14 protein-coding genes and 1 pseudogene are annotated in these 18,715 nt (G+C 61.3%); 7 read left to right on the forward strand and 8 right to left on the reverse strand.

From position 1 onward, the window contains the following. Window positions 1–105 precede the first annotated feature (105 nt). Window positions 106–2,361 (forward strand): Orn/Lys/Arg family decarboxylase, encoded by a 2,256-nt coding sequence (locus AB4O05_RS16685; RefSeq protein ID WP_460136534.1) that lies wholly within the window; start codon window positions 106–108, stop codon window positions 2,359–2,361. 8 nt (window positions 2,362–2,369) lie between these two features. Next, complete coding sequence (locus tag AB4O05_RS16690) at window positions 2,370–2,951, forward strand: GNAT family N-acetyltransferase (RefSeq protein ID WP_460136533.1); 582 nt, start codon at window positions 2,370–2,372, stop codon at window positions 2,949–2,951. Here the strand turns inward: AB4O05_RS16690 and AB4O05_RS16695 are convergent. Continuing rightward, window positions 2,948–3,841 carry a LysR substrate-binding domain-containing protein gene (locus tag AB4O05_RS16695; RefSeq protein ID WP_460136532.1) on the reverse strand — a complete coding sequence of 298 codons (894 nt, stop codon included), beginning with the start codon at window positions 3,839–3,841 and terminating at the stop codon, window positions 2,948–2,950. The two genes, AB4O05_RS16690 and AB4O05_RS16695, sit on opposite strands and share 4 nt — an antisense overlap. Window positions 3,842–4,035: 194 nt before the next feature. Here AB4O05_RS16695 and AB4O05_RS16700 point away from each other — a divergent pair, with 194 nt between their 5' ends. Further along, window positions 4,036–4,380, forward strand: a complete 345-nt coding sequence (locus AB4O05_RS16700) for a hypothetical protein (protein WP_460164914.1) — start codon at window positions 4,036–4,038, stop codon at window positions 4,378–4,380. 61 nt (window positions 4,381–4,441) lie between these two features. Here the strand turns inward: AB4O05_RS16700 and AB4O05_RS16705 are convergent, their stop codons facing one another. Further along, window positions 4,442–4,678, reverse strand: coding sequence for a hypothetical protein (locus AB4O05_RS16705; protein WP_460136531.1), 237 nt, complete (start codon window positions 4,676–4,678; stop codon window positions 4,442–4,444). 225 nt (window positions 4,679–4,903) lie between these two features. Between AB4O05_RS16705 and AB4O05_RS16710 the strand changes: the two genes are divergently transcribed. Beyond that, window positions 4,904–5,461 (forward strand): NADPH-dependent FMN reductase, encoded by a 558-nt coding sequence (locus AB4O05_RS16710; protein WP_460164753.1) that lies wholly within the window; start codon window positions 4,904–4,906, stop codon window positions 5,459–5,461. Window positions 5,462–5,601: 140 nt separating this feature from the next. On the opposite strand, the gene poxB is transcribed toward AB4O05_RS16710, so the two are convergent. From poxB to AB4O05_RS16730, 4 genes and pseudogenes are all read right to left on the reverse strand, one after another. Continuing rightward, window positions 5,602–7,326 carry a ubiquinone-dependent pyruvate dehydrogenase gene (poxB, locus tag AB4O05_RS16715; RefSeq protein WP_460136530.1) on the reverse strand — a complete coding sequence of 575 codons (1,725 nt, stop codon included), beginning with the start codon at window positions 7,324–7,326 and terminating at the stop codon, window positions 5,602–5,604. Window positions 7,327–7,403: 77 nt separating this feature from the next. Continuing rightward, a pseudogene (locus AB4O05_RS16720) lies at window positions 7,404–7,646 on the reverse strand (2,4-dienoyl-CoA reductase); the annotation flags it as partial. A 150-nt stretch (window positions 7,647–7,796) separates the two neighbouring features. Then, complete coding sequence (locus AB4O05_RS16725; RefSeq protein WP_460136529.1) at window positions 7,797–8,294, reverse strand: DUF934 domain-containing protein; 498 nt, start codon at window positions 8,292–8,294, stop codon at window positions 7,797–7,799. Continuing rightward, window positions 8,278–9,936, reverse strand: coding sequence for a nitrite/sulfite reductase (locus tag AB4O05_RS16730; RefSeq protein WP_460136528.1), 1,659 nt, complete (start codon window positions 9,934–9,936; stop codon window positions 8,278–8,280). The genes AB4O05_RS16725 and AB4O05_RS16730 overlap by 17 nt, the downstream gene beginning before the upstream one ends. Before the next feature lie 423 nt (window positions 9,937–10,359). On the opposite strand from AB4O05_RS16730, the gene AB4O05_RS16735 reads away from it, so the two are divergent. After that, window positions 10,360–11,427, forward strand: coding sequence for an ABC transporter substrate-binding protein (locus AB4O05_RS16735; protein WP_460136527.1), 1,068 nt, complete (start codon window positions 10,360–10,362; stop codon window positions 11,425–11,427). Here the strand turns inward: AB4O05_RS16735 and AB4O05_RS16740 are convergent. Together AB4O05_RS16740 and metH are read right to left on the reverse strand one after the other, a co-directional pair. Further along, window positions 11,424–11,642, reverse strand: coding sequence for a DUF2970 domain-containing protein (locus AB4O05_RS16740; protein WP_053134974.1), 219 nt, complete (start codon window positions 11,640–11,642; stop codon window positions 11,424–11,426). The two genes, AB4O05_RS16735 and AB4O05_RS16740, sit on opposite strands and share 4 nt — an antisense overlap. A gap of 52 nt (window positions 11,643–11,694) precedes the next feature. After that, window positions 11,695–15,405 carry a methionine synthase gene (gene metH, locus AB4O05_RS16745; protein WP_460136526.1) on the reverse strand — a complete coding sequence of 1,237 codons (3,711 nt, stop codon included), beginning with the start codon at window positions 15,403–15,405 and terminating at the stop codon, window positions 11,695–11,697. Between the two features lie 164 nt (window positions 15,406–15,569). Here metH and AB4O05_RS16750 point away from each other — a divergent pair, with 164 nt between their 5' ends. Continuing rightward, window positions 15,570–17,864, forward strand: coding sequence for a fatty acid cis/trans isomerase (locus AB4O05_RS16750; RefSeq protein WP_460136525.1), 2,295 nt, complete (start codon window positions 15,570–15,572; stop codon window positions 17,862–17,864). Window positions 17,865–17,958: 94 nt separating this feature from the next. Then, window positions 17,959–18,543: a Fe-S biogenesis protein NfuA gene (nfuA, locus tag AB4O05_RS16755; RefSeq protein ID WP_003190728.1), complete on the forward strand. Its 585-nt coding sequence runs from the start codon at window positions 17,959–17,961 to the stop codon at window positions 18,541–18,543. The last annotated feature ends 172 nt before the right edge of the window (window positions 18,544–18,715 follow it).

The raw sequence follows: 18,715 nt of genomic DNA on the forward strand, positions 1-18,715 counted from the left end.
TGCTCCCTCCCACATTCGTTACCCGTTGCTTGTAAAATCTTCATTCGCCACATCCACTCCCAGGCTCTACCCTTGAGTGCATAGCCCTCAGGACTACACGCTCCCATGTACAAAGACCTGAAGTTTCCTGTCCTTATCGTGCACCGTGACATCAAGGCCGACACCGTTGCCGGCGACCGGGTTCGAGGTATTGCCCGGGAACTGGAACAGGAGGGCTTCAGTATCTTTTCCGCCGTGGACTACGCCGAAGGCCGGCTGGTTGCGTCCACTCATCACGGCCTGGCGTGCATGCTGATCGCCGCTGAAGGGGCCGGCGAAAATACCCATTTACTGCAAAACATGGTCGAACTGATCCGCTTGGCGCGGCTGAGGGCGCCCAACCTGCCGATCTTTGCCCTGGGCGAGCAAGTCACCCTGGAAAATGCCCCGGCCGATGCCATGAGCGAACTCAACCAGTTGCGCGGCATCCTTTACCTGTTCGAAGACACCGTGCCGTTCCTCGCGCGCCAAGTGGCCCGTGCCGCGCGCACTTACCTGGACGGGCTGCTGCCGCCGTTTTTCAAGGCGTTGGTGCAGCACACCGCCGACTCCAACTATTCCTGGCACACTCCTGGTCACGGCGGTGGCGTGGCCTATCGCAAAAGCCCGGTGGGGCAGGCGTTTCATCAATTCTTCGGGGAAAATACGCTGCGTTCGGACCTGTCTGTCTCGGTGCCCGAACTGGGCTCGCTGCTGGACCACACCGGGCCCCTGGCCGAAGCCGAGGCGCGTGCCGCGCGCAACTTTGGCGCCGATCACACCTTCTTTGTGATCAATGGCACCTCCACCGCCAACAAGATAGTCTGGCACTCGATGGTCGGCCGCGATGACCTGGTGCTGGTCGACCGCAACTGCCACAAGTCGGTGTTGCACTCGATCATCATGACCGGCGCCATCCCGCTGTACCTGTGCCCGGAGCGCAACGAACTGGGGATCATCGGCCCGATTCCCCTGAGCGAGTTCAGCCCCGAGTCGATCCGCGCCAAGATCGATGCCAGCCCGCTGACCCGTGGCCGCCTGCCCAAGGTCAAGCTGGCGGTGGTGACCAACTCCACCTACGACGGCCTGTGCTACAACGCCGAGCTGATCAAGCAGCAATTGGGCAACAGTGTCGAGGTGCTGCACTTCGACGAAGCCTGGTACGCCTACGCGGCGTTTCACGAGTTCTTCGCCGGGCGCTACGGCATGGGTACCTCGCGCAGCGCGGACAGCCCGCTGGTATTCACCACCCACTCCACCCACAAGCTGCTGGCGGCGTTCAGCCAGGCCTCGATGATCCATGTGCAGGACGGTGGCGCGCGCCAGCTGGACCGCGACCGTTTCAACGAAGCGTTCATGATGCATATCTCCACGTCGCCGCAATACAGCATCATCGCTTCGCTCGACGTCGCCTCGGCCATGATGGAGGGGCCGGCCGGGCGTTCGTTGCTGCAGGAAATGTTCGACGAGGCCCTGAGCTTTCGCCGCGCCCTGGCTAACCTGCGCCAGCATATCGCCGCAGAAGACTGGTGGTTCTCCATCTGGCAGCCACCCTCGGTTGCCGGCATCGACCGCGTTGCCACGGCGGACTGGCTGCTGCAGCCGCAGGATGATTGGCATGGTTTCGGCGACGTGGTCGAAGACTACGTGCTGCTGGACCCGATCAAAGTGACCCTGGTGATGCCCGGCCTCAACGCCGGAGGGGCCTTGAGCGAGTGTGGGATTCCGGCGGCGGTGGTGAGCAAGTTCCTCTGGGAGCGTGGGCTGGTGGTGGAAAAGACCGGGCTGTATTCCTTCCTCGTGCTGTTTTCCATGGGCATCACCAAAGGTAAATGGAGTACTTTGCTCACCGAGTTGCTGGAGTTCAAGCGCAGTTACGATGCGAATGTCAGCCTGGCCAGTTGCCTGCCCTCGGTATTTGCCCAGGGCCCGGCGCGTTATCAAGGCTTGGGTTTGCGCGATCTGTGCGACCAATTGCACAGCTGTTACCGCAGCAATGCCACCGCCAAACACCTCAAGCGCATGTACACGGTACTGCCGGAGGTGGCGATGAAGCCGGCCGATGCCTACGACCAATTGGTGAGGGGCGAAGTGGAAGCCGTGCCCATCGATGCCTTGCCAGGGCGCATCGCAGCCGTGATGCTGGTGCCTTATCCTCCGGGCATTCCGCTGATCATGCCGGGCGAACGCTTTACCGAGTCGACGCGCTCGATCATCGATTACCTGGCGTTTGCCCGCACGTTCGATAGCAGCTTCCCCGGTTTTGTCGCAGATGTTCACGGGTTACAACACGAAGACGACGGCAACGGTCGTTGTTACACCGTCGATTGCATCAAGGGTTAAGGATGTTTATGCAAGCTGTAATGAACCCGAAATATCCAGGGCTCAGCGTGCGAGTCGCCGACGAAGGCTTCGATGCCTACGTGTGGGGCAATGATTTCAGTTTCGAGGTCAGCGCCTATGGCGTGCCGCAAATGGGCAAGCGCGTCGACCAGTGGCCTGTGGAGCGCATCCTGCCGTACCGCAAGTGCTATGGGATCGATCCCGAAGAGTTCGCCAGTTTTCGGGATGCCGCCGACAGCGCGATTTTCATGGCTTACCTGGACGATCGGGCGGTGGGGCATATCGTGGTCAGCACCAACTGGAACGGTTTCGCCCATGTCGATGAGTTGGCGGTGGCCTTGCCGGCGCGCCGCCACGGCGTGGCAAAAGCGTTATTGGATGTCGCGCAGTTCTGGAGCCGCAAGAAAAACCTGCCAGGCATGATGCTCGAAACCCAGAACAACAACCTGGGTGCCTGTCGCCTGTATGAGCGTTGCGGGTACGTGATGGGCGGCATCGATCACTTGCGCTATCGCGGCATCGACCCGCATACCCGCGAGGTGGCGATTTTCTGGTATCGGCTGTTCAAGAGTGAAGTCGACAAGGCTTAGCCGGCCAACAGGCTTTCAGCCTTCTGCGTGACAATCTCCAGCAGCGCATTCAAGGCCGGGGACGTCACACCGTCTTCAAGGGTCAGCGCATACAGGCTGACCATGATCGGTGGCGACACCGGGCAGGCGTCCAGCCCCGCCTCGCGCGCGCCGAACGCGGTGAACGGGTCGACAATCGCCAACCCTTCTCCCGCTTCCACCATGCTGCGCATCATCTGGTAGGTCTGCACCCGCGTCTGCACCACCGGCAGTGGGCGCAGGGCTTGCAGCTTGGCGTCCAGCAGGCGACTCAACGGGTCTTGCCCCTCCAGTCCGATCATCGACTGGCCAGCCAGCTCTTGCAGGGCAATGTACTTCTGCTTGGGTTTCAGCCAGCCGTGGGGCGCGAGCAATTGCAGCTTGCCCTGGGCCAGTACGGTGCTGTGCACCTGCGGGTGTTCCGGGTCATGCAGGCTCAGGCCCACGTCGGCTTCGTGCAGCAGCAGGCTGCGGATGATCTCCCGGGTTGGCTGGCTCGACAGGTTGCAGGGCGTGTCCTGGAAACGTCGGCGCAGCAGGGCAATGCTCTGCGGCAACAGCTGATTGGCCAAAGGCGGCGTGCACAGGGCGCGCAAGGTGGGGGCGTGATGGTGTTTCAGGCGGCTGGCCAGGCGTTGCACCGGCTCCAGCGCTTCGTACACCTGAGCCATGGCTGCCTGCAGCTCCAGGGTTTCCCGGGTTGCCTGCAAGCGTCCGCGCACGCTGGCGAACAGCATAAAGCCCAATTGCAGCTCGGCGTCCTTGAGTGTCGCGTCCACATCGCCCACGGGGAGTTGCAACCATTCGGCGGCCGTGCCGAGGTGTCCGGTCTGCAAAATGGCCTGAATCACTTCGATATGACGTAAACGCATGGCCGGAGTCTATGTGCAGCGCCGTGGGGATTCAATGGCGCAGGCCTGTGTGTGAGAAAAAGTGTGCGCAAAAAAGACTGCGTGAGTCGTCCACACCTATGGCGTTCAGCCACGACCTCACTAGAATGGCTCGTCTGATCATCAACGACCAATGCCGCTGCCGGCACTTACAACAAAAACAGGTCTGGTCTCAAATGCCGATGCCCTCGAAATTCTTCGGGCTAACGGCCAAGCAACTCGTGGTCCTGGTGACCGTGGGCTGTGCGGCTGCTTATCTCTTCAGCAATCACGACGACAACACGCCGGAAACCCTCGCGCTTGAAGCGTTCATTCGTTCCCAGGAACAGGTCGGCGAGCAGGTAGGGGCTGTGCTGGGTATCAGCCTGGTCAGGCAGGTGGAAGCGTATCCCGCGTACAACGCGACGGGTTACAAGCGTTCGATGTACGCCGTGGAGGGCGAGCGCGGGCGTTTGCTGGTGACGCTCAAGCAGGTGCCGGGCGAGGAGGGGATTGAAGTGACTGAGATGCGCAGGCCGTGATAACCCCGGCCCAGTCAACGCCAGCAATGGCCAGGACTGAGCAGGTCGATAGGGCGAACGCTCAGGTTGCGAGGGTCGTTGCCGATTCGCGGACAATAATGATGCCCGATTGAATCAGTTCGAATTCATCGCCTTCCAGTTTCTTGACCCGGTCACCAATGGCCAGCTTGTAGGTGGTGGTGGGCGCCGAGCCAGCCAGGTCGCCATGCGCCGGGTTGGATTCCTGGAACTCATGCACCGAATACACGCGACCTTCCGCGTCTCTGGCATGAAACTGTCCGACTAGTACTGCTGCCATCTGTTTAGAACCTCTGGAGATAAACACTCATATACGGTTGTGTAGACCGCCATAAAGATGGGGAGTTTACCTATTGAAAAAAAATACTATTCGTTGATGTTTTCAGACCTTTCCTACGCAGCGAGGATGCGGCAAACGTCTGGAGGATTATCAAAACCTTCTGGTGAACCCGTCGCCAAGGCTCTATAACTACAAGCTCCTTTAGTCAGACGTCGGGAAACCTCAATGAGCAAGGTCTACACGATCGCTGTCCTGGTAGGCAGCTTGAGAACACAGTCGATCAACCGCAAGGTCGCCCTGGCATTGGCCGAACTGGCCCCCGCCAATCTGAAATTGAACATTGTCGAAATTGGCGATTTGCCACTTTACAACGAGGACATCGACGGTGATTCGCCGCCGGCAGCCTACAGTACTTTCCGTCAGCAGGTGAGTTCATCCGACGCGGTGCTGTTTGTGACCCCGGAATACAACCGCTCCGTGCCGGCCCCGTTGAAGAACGCAATTGACGTGGGCTCACGCCCTTATGGGCAGAGTGCCTGGAGCGGCAAGCCAGGGGCGATCATCAGCGTCTCGCCGGGTGCCGTCGGCGGTTTCGGTGCCAACCACCACCTGCGCCAATCGCTGGTGTTCCTGGACGTGTGGTGCATGCAGCAGCCGGAAGCCTACCTGGGCGGTGCAGGCAGTGTGTTTGACGAGTCCGGCAAGTTGTCGGAAAAGACCAAGCCGTTTTTGCAGGCATTCATCGATGCCTACGGCCAGTGGGTGGAAAAACAGAAGGGGTAAAGCCAGTCAGTCAAGCGCAGCTCCCCTGTGGGAGCTGGCTTGCCTGCGCTGGCGGTGGATCAGTAGACCCCTATGCCAGCTGACCCACCGCCATCGCGGGCAAGTCGAGTCGTCGCACCGCCGCTCCCACACGTTTTAGGTCAGCGCAGCCAGTTGGTGCGCGCCAATTCAATCACCTCATCGCCGCGCCCGCTCATCACCGCCTTGAGCATGTACAGGCTGAACCCCTTGGCCTGCTCCAGCTTGATACTCGGCGGCATGACCAATTCCTGGGTGGCGGTCACCACATCCACCAGCACCGGGCCGTCATGGGCCAGGGCGCGGCGCAGGGCCGGCTCCAGGTCTTCGGATTGCTCCACGCGAATGCCAAGGATGCCCATGGCGTTGGACATGGCCGCAAAGTCCGGGTTTTTCAGCTCGGTGCCGGTGTCCAGATAGCCTGCGGCTTTCATTTCCATGGCGACAAAACCCAGCGATGAGTTATCGAACACGATGACTTTCACTGGCAGTTTCAATTGCGCCAGCGAGATGAAATCCCCCATCAGCATGGCGAAACCGCCGTCGCCCGACATGGAAATCACCTGCCGCCCAGGAAACGCCGCTTGCGCGCCAATCGCCTGAGGCATGGCATTGGCCATGGAACCATGGTTGAACGAACCGATCAGCCGGCGTTTACCGTTCATCTTCAGGTAACGCGCGGCCCACACGGTCGGCGAGCCGACGTCGGCAGTGAAGATCGCATCGTCGTCGGCCAGTTCGCTGAGCAGGCGCGCCACGTATTGCGGATGAATCGGCCGGTTGGCCTTGGACGGTTGCGCCAGGTCATCCAGGCCTTGGCGGGCTTTTTCGTAGTGCTTCAATGAGGTGTCGAGAAAGCTGCGATCGGTCTTGCGGGTCAGGCGCGGCAGCAGCGCGTCGAGGGTTTCACTCACATCGGCGGCGATGCCCAGGTCCAGCGTGGCGCGACGGCCGAGCGCCTGTGGGTTGCGGTCGACCTGGATAATCTTCGCGTCGGTGGGGTAGAACTGGCGATAAGGGAAGTCGGTGCCGAGCATGATCAAGGTGTCGCAGTTGAGCATGGCGTGATAGCCGGAGCTGAAGCCGATCAGGCCGGTCATGCCCACGTCGAACGGGTTGTCCCACTCCACATGTTCCTTGCCGCGCAGGGCATGCACCACGGGCGCACCCAGCTTGTCGGCGAGGGCCACCACTTGCGCGTGGGCGCCCGCACAACCGCTGCCGCACAACAACGTGGTTTTCTCACTGCGCTCGAGGATCTCGATCAACTGCACCAAGTCAGCTTCCGCCGGCAGCGTGCGCGGCGCGTTCAGCACGGGCCATGGCTTGAGTGTGTCTTCGACTTCCAGCAGCGACACATCCCCTGGTATCACCACCACCGCCACGCCGCGATTGAGGATCGCCGAGCGCATGGCACGATGCAGCACCTGGGGCATCTGTTCGGGGTTGGTGACCAGCTCGATAAAGTGGCTGCACTCCTTGAACAGTTCCTGAGGGTGGGTTTCCTGGAAATAGTTGAGGCCGATCTCCGAGGACGGGATTTGCGCGGCAATCGCCAGCACGGGCACATGGTTGCGATGGCAGTCGAACAGGCCATTGATCAGATGCAGGTTGCCCGGTCCGCAGCTGCCGGCACACACCGTCAGCTCGCCGGTGGCAGCGGCCTCGGCACCGGCGGCAAACGCCGCGACTTCTTCGTGGCGTACATGCATCCATTCGATGCTGTCCATGGTACGCAGCGCGTCGGTCAGGCCGTTGAGGCTGTCGCCGGTCAGGCCCCAGATGCGCTTGATGCCCGCCTGTTCAAGGGTGGTCGCCAATTGCTGGGCCAGGTTGATTTTCGCCATGAAGCACTCCAATCGTCAGTGAGGTTAAAAACTGCTGATCAATAGGGGACAGTTCGATCACGGCGAATGCTCCGTCTTTAATGTGAAAGTTGCGTCATCGCCGCGCGGTATTGGCGGATACGCCGGGCTATGAGCCATTGGTCACGCCCGGTGCGCCAGGGCTTGATCAATTGCGGCTCCAGGGTCAGGGCGGTGGCTATTCCAGCCATGGCGATGCCGCTGTCGAGTATCTGCTGCACGATCGGCAGGCGGCGAATGCCGGCGCCCGGGGAGCACAAACGCGAAGAGCTGATCGACGCGCGGCCCATAGCAAGGCGCAGTTATTGGGCGTGATCGAGGCGGTAAAGGGCCATTGACTGGCTATGAACTGTAGGAGCGAGCTTGCTCGCGAAAAACGTCAGGACAACGCGTGCATTCAGAATGCACGCATTATCGTTAACGATCTTCGCGAGCAAGCTCGCTCCTACAGGTTATTGGCGGCGGCGGAACAGCGGCAGCGGTTCGTCCGTGGCGGCCTGGTACGTCACCGAGAAGTCCTTGAGGCTTTCCAGCGCTTCGTACGGGTCTTTGTCGGCGCGCAGGGCGAAGGCATCGAAGCCGCAGCGGTGCAGGTAGAACAACTGGTCGCGCAGCACGTCACCGATGGCGCGCAGCTCACCCTTGTAACCGTAACGGTCACGCAGCAGGCGCGCGTTGGAGTAGTTGCGACCGTCGGTGAAGGCCGGGAAGTTCAGGGCGATGACCTGAAAGTGCGCCACGTCTTCGCCGATTTCTTCGGCTTCTTCATCGGCGTCCAGCCACACACCCAGGCCGCCATCGCGAGCCTTGAGCGCGTGGGCGTGTTCGCGCCACAGCGCCAGGGGCACGATCAGGTCGTCGCAGTTGGAGATACCGTCGAAGCTCGTGTCCTTGGGCAGCAGGTGCCAGGTTTCGTCGACGACTTCGTTGTTCTTAATGATTCGCTGCATAGACGCGCTCCTTGAACAGGTCAATGCCGATGCGCTGGTAGGTGTCGATGAAACGCTCATCTTCGGTGCGCTGTTCGATATACACATCGATCAGTTTGCCGATCACCTCGGGCATGGCTTCCTGGGCGAAGGACGGGCCGAGGATCTTGCCCAGGCTCGCATCGCGGCTGGCGCTGCCACCCAGGGACACTTGGTAGAATTCTTCGCCTTTCTTGTCCACGCCCAGGATGCCGATGTGGCCGACGTGGTGGTGACCACAGGCGTTCATGCAACCGGAGATGTTCAGGTCCAGCTCGCCGATGTCGAACAGGTAGTCCAGGTCGTCGAAACGGCGCTGGATCGATTCGGCAATCGGGATCGACTTGGCGTTGGCCAGGGAGCAGAAGTCGCCGCCCGGGCAGCAGATGATGTCGGTCAGCAAGCCGATGTTCGGCGTGGCAAAACCGCTTTCGCGCAGCTCGCCCCACAGGGTGAACAGTTGGCTCTGCTCAACGTCGGCGAGGATGATGTTCTGTTCGTGGGAGGTGCGCAGTTGGCCGAAGCTGTAGCGCTCGGCCAGGTCGGCCACGGCGTCCAGCTGCTTGTCGGTGATATCGCCGGGGGCAACACCGGTCGGTTTGAGCGACAGGGTCACGGCTACATAACCGGGCTTTTTGTGCGCCAGGGTGTTGCGCACACGCCAGCGAGCAAAGCCTGGGTGTTGCTGGTCGAGCGCGGCGAGTTCGGCGTCCTGATTGCTCAGGGCCTTGTATTGCGGGTCGACGAAGTGCTTGGCGACGCGGTGCACTTCGGCTTCGGTCAGGGTGGTCTGGCCGCCGCGCAGGTGTTCCATCTCGGCGTCGACTTTCTGGGCGAACACCTCAGGGGTCAGCGCCTTGACCAGGATCTTGATCCGGGCCTTGTACTTGTTGTCACGACGGCCATAGCGGTTGTAGACCCGCAGGATGGCGTCGAGGTAGCTCAACAGGTCCTGCCATGGCAGGAACTCATTGATAAAGGCGCCCACCACCGGGGTACGGCCCAGGCCGCCACCGACCAGGACGCGGAAGCCCAGCTCGCCTGCGGCGTTGTACACCGGCTCCAGGCCGATGTCGTGGACTTCGATGGCCGCACGGTCTGACGTCGAGCCATTGACGGCGATCTTGAACTTGCGCGGCAGGTAGGCGAATTCGGGGTGGAAGGTGGTCCACTGGCGGACGATTTCACACCAGGGCCGCGGGTCGATCAGCTCGTCGGCGGCAACGCCGGCGAACTGGTCGGTGGTGACGTTGCGCAGGCAGTTGCCGCTGGTCTGAATGGCGTGCATCTGTACGGTGGCCAGTTCCGCCAGGATGTCCGGCACATCTTCCAGGGCCGGCCAGTTGAACTGCACGTTCTGGCGGGTGCTGATGTGGGCGTAGCCTTTGTCGTAGTCGCGGGCAATCTTGGCCATCATGCGCACTTGGCGCGACGTCAGTTGGCCATAAGGCACGGCTACCCGCAGCATCGGCGCAAAGCGCTGCACATAAAGGCCATTTTGCAGGCGCAGAGGGCGGAACTCTTCTTCGCTCAGTTCACCTGCCAGATAGCGTCGGGTCTGATCACGGAACTGCTTGACGCGGTCCTCGATGATGCGCTGATCGTATTCGTCGTATACGTACATATAGGTCCTGTTCTCGGCAAATCCGCGCGCACGGCCGCGCACTCCCAACGGAGCCGGCGCACGATACCAGTTTGCGTTTATGCGCAAAAGTGATGTTTGAGTATATGCAAATAACCAAATTATCTAATGAGGTTGATTCTCGCTGTACCCACATTTGTCATAGGGGCAAGTGTGGGCTTTACTGTGGTCGAGTCTTCATGCAGTCACCTATAAAACCGACAAGAGGCGATGCGATGAGCAATCCTACAAAAGCCCGTAAACCCGACAGTACCGTGGACGCCTGGGCCATTCTATTCCTGATCATCCTGGTGGTGGGAACCGCCGTGTTCTGGGTCAGCCACCAATAAAGACGCTTGATTGAGCCTCGATTGACAGTCGCATTGCCACTATCATGGCGAGCTCTTTTTCAAGGCTCAGGCAAGTATGTTGAAGGTGCTGATCACGTGTGTGTGGTTGTTGGGGGCCACCTATGGGCTGATGGCTCATGCGACCTCGGTGGTGTTTCTCAACCCGGGCATGTCCACGGAAACCTTCTGGGTCAGCTACACGCAATTCATGCAGGCCGCGGCCAAGGACCTCGGCCTGGATTTGCGCGTGCGTTACGCCGAGCGCGATAGCCAGAACACCCTGATCCAGGCACGCGAGGCCCTCCAAGGCGACCAGCGCCCCGATTACCTGGTGCTGGTCAATGAACAATACGTGGCACCGCAGATCCTGCGCCTGGCCCAGGGCTCGGGAGTGAAGTTGTTGTTAGTCAACAGCGCGCTGACGCCCGACCAGGAGCACATATTGGGCGCACACAGCGGTATCAATGTGATCGGCAGCCTGGTCCCCGACGACGAGCAGGCCGGTTACCTGATGCTGATTGATCTGTTACGTCAGCACGGCCCCGTGGCGCCGGGCGAAACCCTCGACCTGCTGGCGTTTTCCGGCGTCAAGACCACCCCCGGCGCGCTGTTGCGTGAGCAGGGCCTGCGCCGGGCGTTGACCGAGCATCCCGAGGTGCGCCTGCGCCAGCTGGTCTACGGTGAGTGGAGTCGTGAGCGTGCCTTCGAACAAGCGACACTGCTGCTCAAGCGCTATCCGCAGACGGCGTTGGTGTGGTCGGCCAACGATCAGATGGCGCTGGGTGCGATGCAGGCATTTCAAGACGGCGGGCGCCAGCCGGGCAAGGACACGCTGTTCAGCGCGCTCAACAGCTCGCCGCAGATCCTGCAGGCGCGCCTGGACGGGCGCCTGTCGACCCTGGTCGCCGGGCATTTCACCGTGGGAGGGTGGGCCATGGTGCTGATCAATGACGATGCCAAGGGCCTGGACATCGCCGCCTTCGGCGGGCGCGATCGTCAGACGGCGTTGTTCCAACTGATCAATGCCGCCCAGGCGCGTCGCTTGTCAGGGCGAACCCCCAGGGTGAACTTCCGTGCGCTGTCCGCAGAGGGCAAGCCGGCGTCCTACCGTTACCCCTTCAGCCTGCATTTGCTGCTGCACTAGACGCCTGCCAGGTGCAGCACCAGCTTGACGATGCCAAACAGCGTCAGGGCAAACACCGCCGTGAACAGAATGCCGAGGATCACAAAGTGACTGGGCTTGCCGTGGGTGAAGTCGCGGGCGCGGTTCTTGCCGCTCTGCACGCCAAAGGCGGCGGCCACCACGCTGTGGAGCATCTGCCAGAAGGTCGGCGGTTTATTGTTGGCTGGATCGTCCATACGTCCCTCGACACTGGATGTGTGAGGGACAGCATAGACAATCCGCCGGGGCTTAGTTGTCGTAGCCCAGGTTCGGTGCCAGCCAGCGCTCGGTCACGCTCAGGTCCTGGCCTTTGCGCGCGGTGTAGCTGGCCACCTGGTCCTTGTCGACCTTGCCCACGGCAAAGTACTGCGCCTGGGGATGGGCGAAGTACCAGCCGCTGACCGCCGCCGCCGGGAACATCGCATAGTGCTCGGTGAGGAACACGCCGCTGCGGCCGGCGTGCATTTCGCGGGCCTCGGGGTCGAGCAATTGGAACAACTGGGCTTTTTCAGTGTGGTCCGGGCACGCCGGGTAGCCGGGGGCAGGTCGGATGCCGCTGTACTGCTCCTTGATCAGCGCCTCGTTGTCCAGTTGCTCATCCTTGGCATAGCCCCAGTAATCCTTGCGCACTTGCTGGTGCAGCCATTCGGCGCAGGCCTCGGCCAGGCGGTCGGCCAGGGCCTTGACCATGATCGAGTTGTAGTCGTCGCCCGCGTCCTGATACGCCTTGGCCACTTCCTCGGCACCGATGCCGGCGGTGGTGATAAAACCACCGATGTAGTCAGTCACGCCGCTGTCCTTGGGCGCGACGAAGTCGGCCAGGGAGAAGTTCGGCTTGCCGTCGGTCTTGATGATCTGCTGACGCAGGTGATGCAGCCTGGCAATCGGCTGGCCGTCGTCACCGTAGACTTCAAGGTCGTCGTCCTGCACCTGGTTGGTCGGCCAGAAGCCGAACACCGCACGGGCACTGATGAGTTTTTCGTCGATCAGCTTCTTGAGCATGTCCTGGGCGTCGGCGTACAGCGCGGTAGCGGCTTCCCCCACGACCTCATCGGTGAGGATGCGCGGGAATTTGCCGGCCAGGTCCCAGGAGATAAAGAACGGCGTCCAGTCGATGTACTCGGCCAGTACCTTGAGGTCGATATTGTCCAGCACCTTGGCGCCGGTAAACGTCGGTACCACCGGGGTATAGCTGCTCCAGTCGAACTGGGGCTTCTTGGCGATGGCGGCGGCGTAGCTCAGGCGTTCGGTGCGCGCGCTGCGGTTGGAGGTGCGCTCACGCACGTCGATGTATTCCAGGCGGGTTTTCTCGACGAAACCGGCCTTCAACTCCTTGGACAGCAACTGCGTGGCCACGCCCACCGCGCGCGAGGCGTCGGTCACGTAGATCACCGCGTCGTTGCTGTACTTGGGCTCGATCTTCACCGCCGTGTGCGCCTTGGAGGTGGTCGCGCCGCCGATCATCAGCGGCAGGTGGAAGCCTTGACGTTGCATTTCGCGGGCCACGTGCACCATCTCGTCCAGGGACGGCGTGATCAGGCCGGACAAGCCGATGATGTCGCATTTCTGTTCCTTGGCCACCTGCAGGATCTTTTCCGCCGGCACCATCACGCCCAGGTCGACGATGTCATAGCCATTGCAGCCGAGCACCACGCCGACAATGTTCTTGCCGATGTCATGCACGTCGCCCTTGACCGTGGCCATCAGGATCTTGCCCTTGGCTTGCGGCTTGTCGCCTTTTTCCAGCTCGATGAACGGAATCAAGTGCGCCACGGCCTGTTTCATCACGCGGGCGGACTTCACCACCTGGGGCAGGAACATCTTGCCCGCGCCGAACAGGTCGCCAACGATGTTCATGCCGGACATCAGCGGGCCTTCGATCACTTCGATCGGGCGCGCGAACGACAGGCGGGACTCCTCGGTGTCTTCGACGATATGCGTGGTGATGCCCTTGACCAGCGCGTGTTCCAGGCGCTTGTTCACCGGCCAGCCGCGCCATTCCTCGGTCTCGGCTTCCTTGACGCTGCCGTCGCCCTTGTACTTGTCGGCGATGGCGAGCAGGGCGTCGGTGCCGTCCGGGGTGCGGTTGAGCACCACGTCTTCCACCGCATCGCGCAGCTCGGCCGGGATCTGGTCGTAGATCTCCAACTGGCCGGCGTTGACGATGCCCATGGTCAGGCCCGCACGAATCGCATACAGCAGGAACACCGAGTGGATCGCCTCGCGCACCGGGTTGTTGCCACGGAACGAGAACGACACGTTGGACACGCCGCCGGAGGTCAGTGCGTACGGCAGCTCGTCGCGGATATAGGCGCAGGCGTTAATAAAGTCGACGGCATAGTTGTTGTGCTCTTCGATACCGGTGGCGACCGCGAAGATGTTCGGGTCGAAGATGATGTCTTCCGGCGGGAAGCCGACTTCGTTCACCAGGATGTCGTAGGAGCGTTTGCAGATCTCTTTCTTGCGCGTTTCGGTGTCGGCCTGGCCGGCTTCATCGAACGCCATCACCACCACCGCCGCGCCGTAGCGCTTGCACAGCTTGGCGTGGTGGATGAACTGCTCGACGCCTTCCTTCATGCTGATGGAGTTGACGATGCCCTTGCCTTGGATGCACTTGAGGCCGGCTTCGATCACCTCCCACTTGGAGGAGTCGATCATGATCGGCACGCGGGAGATGTCCGGCTCGCCAGCGATCAGGTTGAGGAAGGTCACCATGGCCTTCTTCGAGTCCAGCATGCCCTCGTCCATGTTGATGTCGATCACCTGGGCGCCGGCTTCGACCTGCTGCAGGGCGACTTCCAGGGCCTCGGTGTAGTTGTCTTCGCGGATCAGGCGGGCGAACTTGGCGGAACCGGTGATGTTGGTGCGTTCGCCGACGTTGACGAACAGCGAGCTGCGATCGATGGTGAACGGCTCCAGGCCCGACAGGCGGCAGGCCTTGGGGATGTCCGGGATCGGGCGCGGCGCATAACCGGCCACGGCCTTGGCGATGGCTTCGATATGGCCTGGGGTGGTGCCGCAGCAGCCACCGACGATATTGAGGAAGCCGCTCTGGGCGAATTCTTCGATGACCTTGGCGGTTTCCGACGGCAGTTCGTCGTACTCGCCGAATTCGTTGGGCAGGCCGGCGTTGGGGTGCGCCGACACGTGGGTGTTGGCCTTGTTGGACAACTCTTCCAGGTACGGTCGCAGCTCGCTGGCACCGAGGGCGCAGTTCAGGCCCACGGAAATCGGCTTGGCGTGGGCCACCGAGTTCCAGAACGCTTCGGTGGTCTGGCCCGACAGGGTGCGGCCGGAGGCATCGGTGATGGTGCCGGAGATCATGATCGGCAGTTCCACGTTCAGCGCTTCGAACACGCCCTGTACCGCGAAGATCGCGGCCTTGGCGTTGAGGGTGTCGAAGATGGTTTCGATCAGGATCAGGTCGGCGCCGCCCTCGATCAGGCCCTGGGTGGCCTCGGTGTAGTTTTCCACCAGCTCATCGAAGGTCACGTTGCGATAGCCGGGGTTGTTCACATCCGGCGACAGCGAGCAGGTACGGCTGGTCGGGCCGAGCACGCCGGCGACGAAGCGCGGCTTGGCCGGGTTTTCGGCGGTCTTGGCGTCGGCCATCTTGCGCGCCAGGCGCGCGCCTTCGACGTTCAGCTCATAGGCCAGCGCTTCCATGCCGTAGTCGGCCATGGAGATGCGGGTGGCGTTGAAGGTGTTGGTTTCGAGGATATCGGCGCCGGCATCCAGGTAAGCCTTCTCGATCCCGCCGATCACGTCCGGGCGGGTGAGCACCAGCAGGTCGTTGTTGCCCTTGACGTCGCTCGGCCAGTCGGCAAAGCGTTTGCCACGGTAGTCGTGCTCTTCCAGTTTATAGCTCTGGATCATCGTGCCCATGCCGCCGTCGAGGATCAGGATGCGTTCCTTGAGGGCGTGGTGAAGGGCTTGCAGACGAGCGCTACGATCGGACATGGGACTACTCTGGTCAGGCATTACGGAGGGCATGGATCATAGCAAACCTGTGCGGATTTGCGGCATGCCCAGGTTTTGCATGAATATCGTTCATGTTGGTGCCGTCCGCAGATCGGTAGAATCGACAGGTTTTTTCATTTTGGCTTCCTATTGGGACCCGGCTCATGTCGTATCGCATCATCGTCAGTCTTGCACTTTTGCTGATTGGCACCGCCGCACAGGCCGAGGATCCCGCCCCTGCGCCTTCCTACACTCGGGATGTGCAACCGATCTTCACCGAGAAGTGCGTGGCGTGCCATGCCTGCTACGACTCGGCCTGCCAGTTGAACCTGGGCAGCGGCGAGGGCGCGGCCCGGGGCGCGTCCAAGGCCCTGGTCTACGACGGTGATCGCAGCCAGGCGGCCAAGCCGACCCGGCTGTTCTATGACGCCTTCGGCAAGGCCGCCTGGCAGCGCGAAGGCTTTGCTTCGGTACTGGATGCCCAGGGCAGCCAGGCGGCGCTGATGGCGCGCATGCTGGAACTGGGTCGGCATCGTGCGCCGTTGCAGCCCAACGGCAAGCTGCCCGATGACATTGTGTTGGGCCTGAACCGCGAGAACATGTGCCCGCTGCCGGAGGAGTTCGACAACTACGCCGGGGCGCACCCCAACGAAGGCATGCCGCTGGCCGTGACCGGTTTGAGCGACGCGCAATACCAGACCCTGCAGCGCTGGCTGGCCTCCGGCGCGCCGATCGACCAGCAGGGCGTGGCCCCGAGCGCCGCGGAAGCCGCCCAGGTGCTGCAGTGGGAAAACCTGCTCAATGCCCCCGGCGCCCGGGAAAGCCTGGTGGCTCGCTGGCTGTTCGAGCATCTGTTTATTGCGCATATGTACTTCGAGGGTGGCGAGCCAGGGCATTTCTTCCAGTGGGTGCGTTCGCGCACCCCCAGCGGCCAGCCGATTGACCTGATCAACACCCGCCGCCCCAACGATGACCCCGGCACCCGCGTGTACTACCGCCTGTGGCCGATCCAGGGCGTGATCGTGCATAAAACCCATATCACTTACCCGCTCAGTGCCGAGAAAATGGCACGTATAAAAGGGTTGTTCTACGCTGGCGACTGGCAGGTCAACGCCTTGCCGGGTTACGGGCCCGGCCGTCGCGCCAACCCCTTCGAGACGTTCGAGGCGATCCCGGCCAAAGCGCGTTACCAGTTCATGCTCGATAACGCCGAATACTTCGTGCGCACCTTTATTCGCGGGCCGGTATGCCGTGGGCAGATCGCCACGGATGTGATTCGCGACAACTTCTGGGCCCTGTTCCAGGACCCGGACCACGACCTGTACATCACCGATGCGCGGTATCGCGGCCAGGCCACGCCGTTATTGGCGATGCCAGGGCAGATCGATGATGTGGGCAGCGTGCTCAGCCTCTGGCTCAAATACCGCGATAAGCGGAATGAATACGAGGCCTTGCGCCGTGACAGTTACGCCGATCTGCCGCCGCCCAGTTGGTCCACGCTATGGGCGGGTAATGACAATGCGTTGCTGAGCATCTTCCGTCACTTTGACAGCGCCTCGGTGAGCAAAGGCCTGATCGGCGAGGTGCCGCAGACGATGTGGCTGTTCGATTACCCGCTGCTGGAGCGCACCTACTACCAATTGGTGGTCAACTTCGACGTTTTCGGCAATGTCTCCCACCAGGCCCAGACCCGGTTGTACTTCGACCTGATCCGCAACGGTGCAGAGCAGAACTTCCTGCGCCTGATGCCGGCGAATTCGCGCGATGATTTGCTCGACGATTGGTATCAAAACAGCGGCAAGGTCAAGCTGTGGCTGGACTATGAGTCGATTGACGACGACAAGCCCACCGGTCTGCAATTGGATAAAAAGGACCCTAAGCGCGATTTCGCCAACCAGCTGCTGGCCCGTTACGGCGAGCTCAATGCCAGCCCGGACCCGATCAACCGTTGCTCGGGCGCCTATTGCTCGCGTGATGGCATTGGGCCGGCATTTCAGGACGTGGAACAGGCCCTCAGTCGCCTGACTTCACGCCCGGCAGCCGGGCTCAAGGTGATCGATCAGTTGCCTGAAGCGACGATGCTGCGTATCGAAACCGCCAGCGGCGAGCGCATGGTCTACAGCCTGTTGCGTAACCGCGCCCACAGTAACGTCGCGTTCATGTTGGGCGAGGCCTACCGTTACCAGCCGGGCCTGGACACGCTGACCCTATACCCCGGCGTGCTGACCAGCTATCCGAACTTCATGTTCAATGTGCCCGCCGAGCAGGTGCCGGCGTTTGTGGCGGCCATGGAAAGCGCCAGGGACGCGCAGAGCTTCGAGAAAATCGTCGATCATTGGGGAGTACGCCGCAGTCATCCGCAGTTCTGGCAGTACTTCCATGATCTTTCGGCGTACCTGCACGAGACCATGCCGGTGGAAGAGGGCGTGCTGGACATGAACCGCTATGAAAACCTCTGACGGGTGTGCTGGAGCTTTTCCGACAAAATTACTAGGACTTTGTACCTGCGTAATATTTTGGCGTAAACTGCCGGCAAGCCTGTGAGGAGTTTCCATGACTGCCATAACCATTACCGACGCCGCCCACGATTACCTGGCTGACCTGCTGTCCAAGCAGAACACCCCAGGCATCGGCATTCGCGTCTTTATCACCCAGCCCGGTACCCAGTACGCCGAGACGTGCATTGCCTACTGCAAGCCCGGTGAAGAAAAGCCTGAAGACACCGCCCTGGGGCTGAAAAGCTTCACCGCGTACATCGATGCCTTCAGCGAAGCCTTCCTCGACGACGCCGTGGTCGACTACGCCACCGACCGCATGGGCGGCCAGTTGACCATCAAGGCACCGAACGCCAAGGTGCCGAACGTCAACGCCGACAGCCCGGTCAACGAACGCATCAATTACTACCTGCAAACCGAGATCAACCCGGGGCTGGCCAGCCACGGCGGCCAGGTGAGCCTGATCGATGTGGTCGATGACGGTATCGCCGTATTGAAATTCGGCGGCGGCTGCCAAGGCTGCGGCCAGGCGGACGTGACCCTGCGCGAAGGCATCGAGCGCACCCTGCTCGAGCGCATTCCGGAGCTCAAGGGCGTACGTGACGTAACCGACCACACGCAGAAAGAAAATGCCTACTACTGAGTAAGGCGTTCACTGCGAACAAAAAACGGCGCCCGTGAGCGCCGTTTTTTGTGCCTGTAATTCAATGTCTTATGATGTTTATTTGATAAAGAAGGTTAACTGTGGGAGCGGGCTTGCTCGCGAAAGCGGTGTATCAGTCGCTTCATGGTTTGACTGATAGTCCGCTTTCGCG

It is taken from the genome of Pseudomonas sp. S1_G07, assembly GCF_054668565.1.

Coding starts and splice junctions, on each gene's coding strand:
- AB4O05_RS16700 (WP_460164914.1), top strand. CDS start 4,036: ATGCCGATGCCCTCGAAATTCTTCGGGCTAACGGCCAAGCAACTCGTG.
- AB4O05_RS16685 (WP_460136534.1), top strand. CDS start 106: ATGTACAAAGACCTGAAGTTTCCTGTCCTTATCGTGCACCGTGACATC.
- poxB (WP_460136530.1), bottom strand. CDS start 7,326: ATGGCGAAAATCAACCTGGCCCAGCAATTGGCGACCACCCTTGAACAG.
- AB4O05_RS16725 (WP_460136529.1), bottom strand. CDS start 8,294: ATGCAGCGAATCATTAAGAACAACGAAGTCGTCGACGAAACCTGGCAC.
- AB4O05_RS16730 (WP_460136528.1), bottom strand. CDS start 9,936: ATGTACGTATACGACGAATACGATCAGCGCATCATCGAGGACCGCGTC.
- AB4O05_RS16695 (WP_460136532.1), bottom strand. CDS start 3,841: ATGCGTTTACGTCATATCGAAGTGATTCAGGCCATTTTGCAGACCGGA.
- AB4O05_RS16735 (WP_460136527.1), top strand. CDS start 10,360: ATGTTGAAGGTGCTGATCACGTGTGTGTGGTTGTTGGGGGCCACCTAT.
- AB4O05_RS16710 (WP_460164753.1), top strand. CDS start 4,904: ATGAGCAAGGTCTACACGATCGCTGTCCTGGTAGGCAGCTTGAGAACA.
- AB4O05_RS16690 (WP_460136533.1), top strand. CDS start 2,370: ATGCAAGCTGTAATGAACCCGAAATATCCAGGGCTCAGCGTGCGAGTC.
- AB4O05_RS16740 (WP_053134974.1), bottom strand. CDS start 11,642: ATGGACGATCCAGCCAACAATAAACCGCCGACCTTCTGGCAGATGCTC.
- AB4O05_RS16705 (WP_460136531.1), bottom strand. CDS start 4,678: ATGGCAGCAGTACTAGTCGGACAGTTTCATGCCAGAGACGCGGAAGGT.
- nfuA (WP_003190728.1), top strand. CDS start 17,959: ATGACTGCCATAACCATTACCGACGCCGCCCACGATTACCTGGCTGAC.
- AB4O05_RS16750 (WP_460136525.1), top strand. CDS start 15,570: ATGTCGTATCGCATCATCGTCAGTCTTGCACTTTTGCTGATTGGCACC.
- metH (WP_460136526.1), bottom strand. CDS start 15,405: ATGTCCGATCGTAGCGCTCGTCTGCAAGCCCTTCACCACGCCCTCAAG.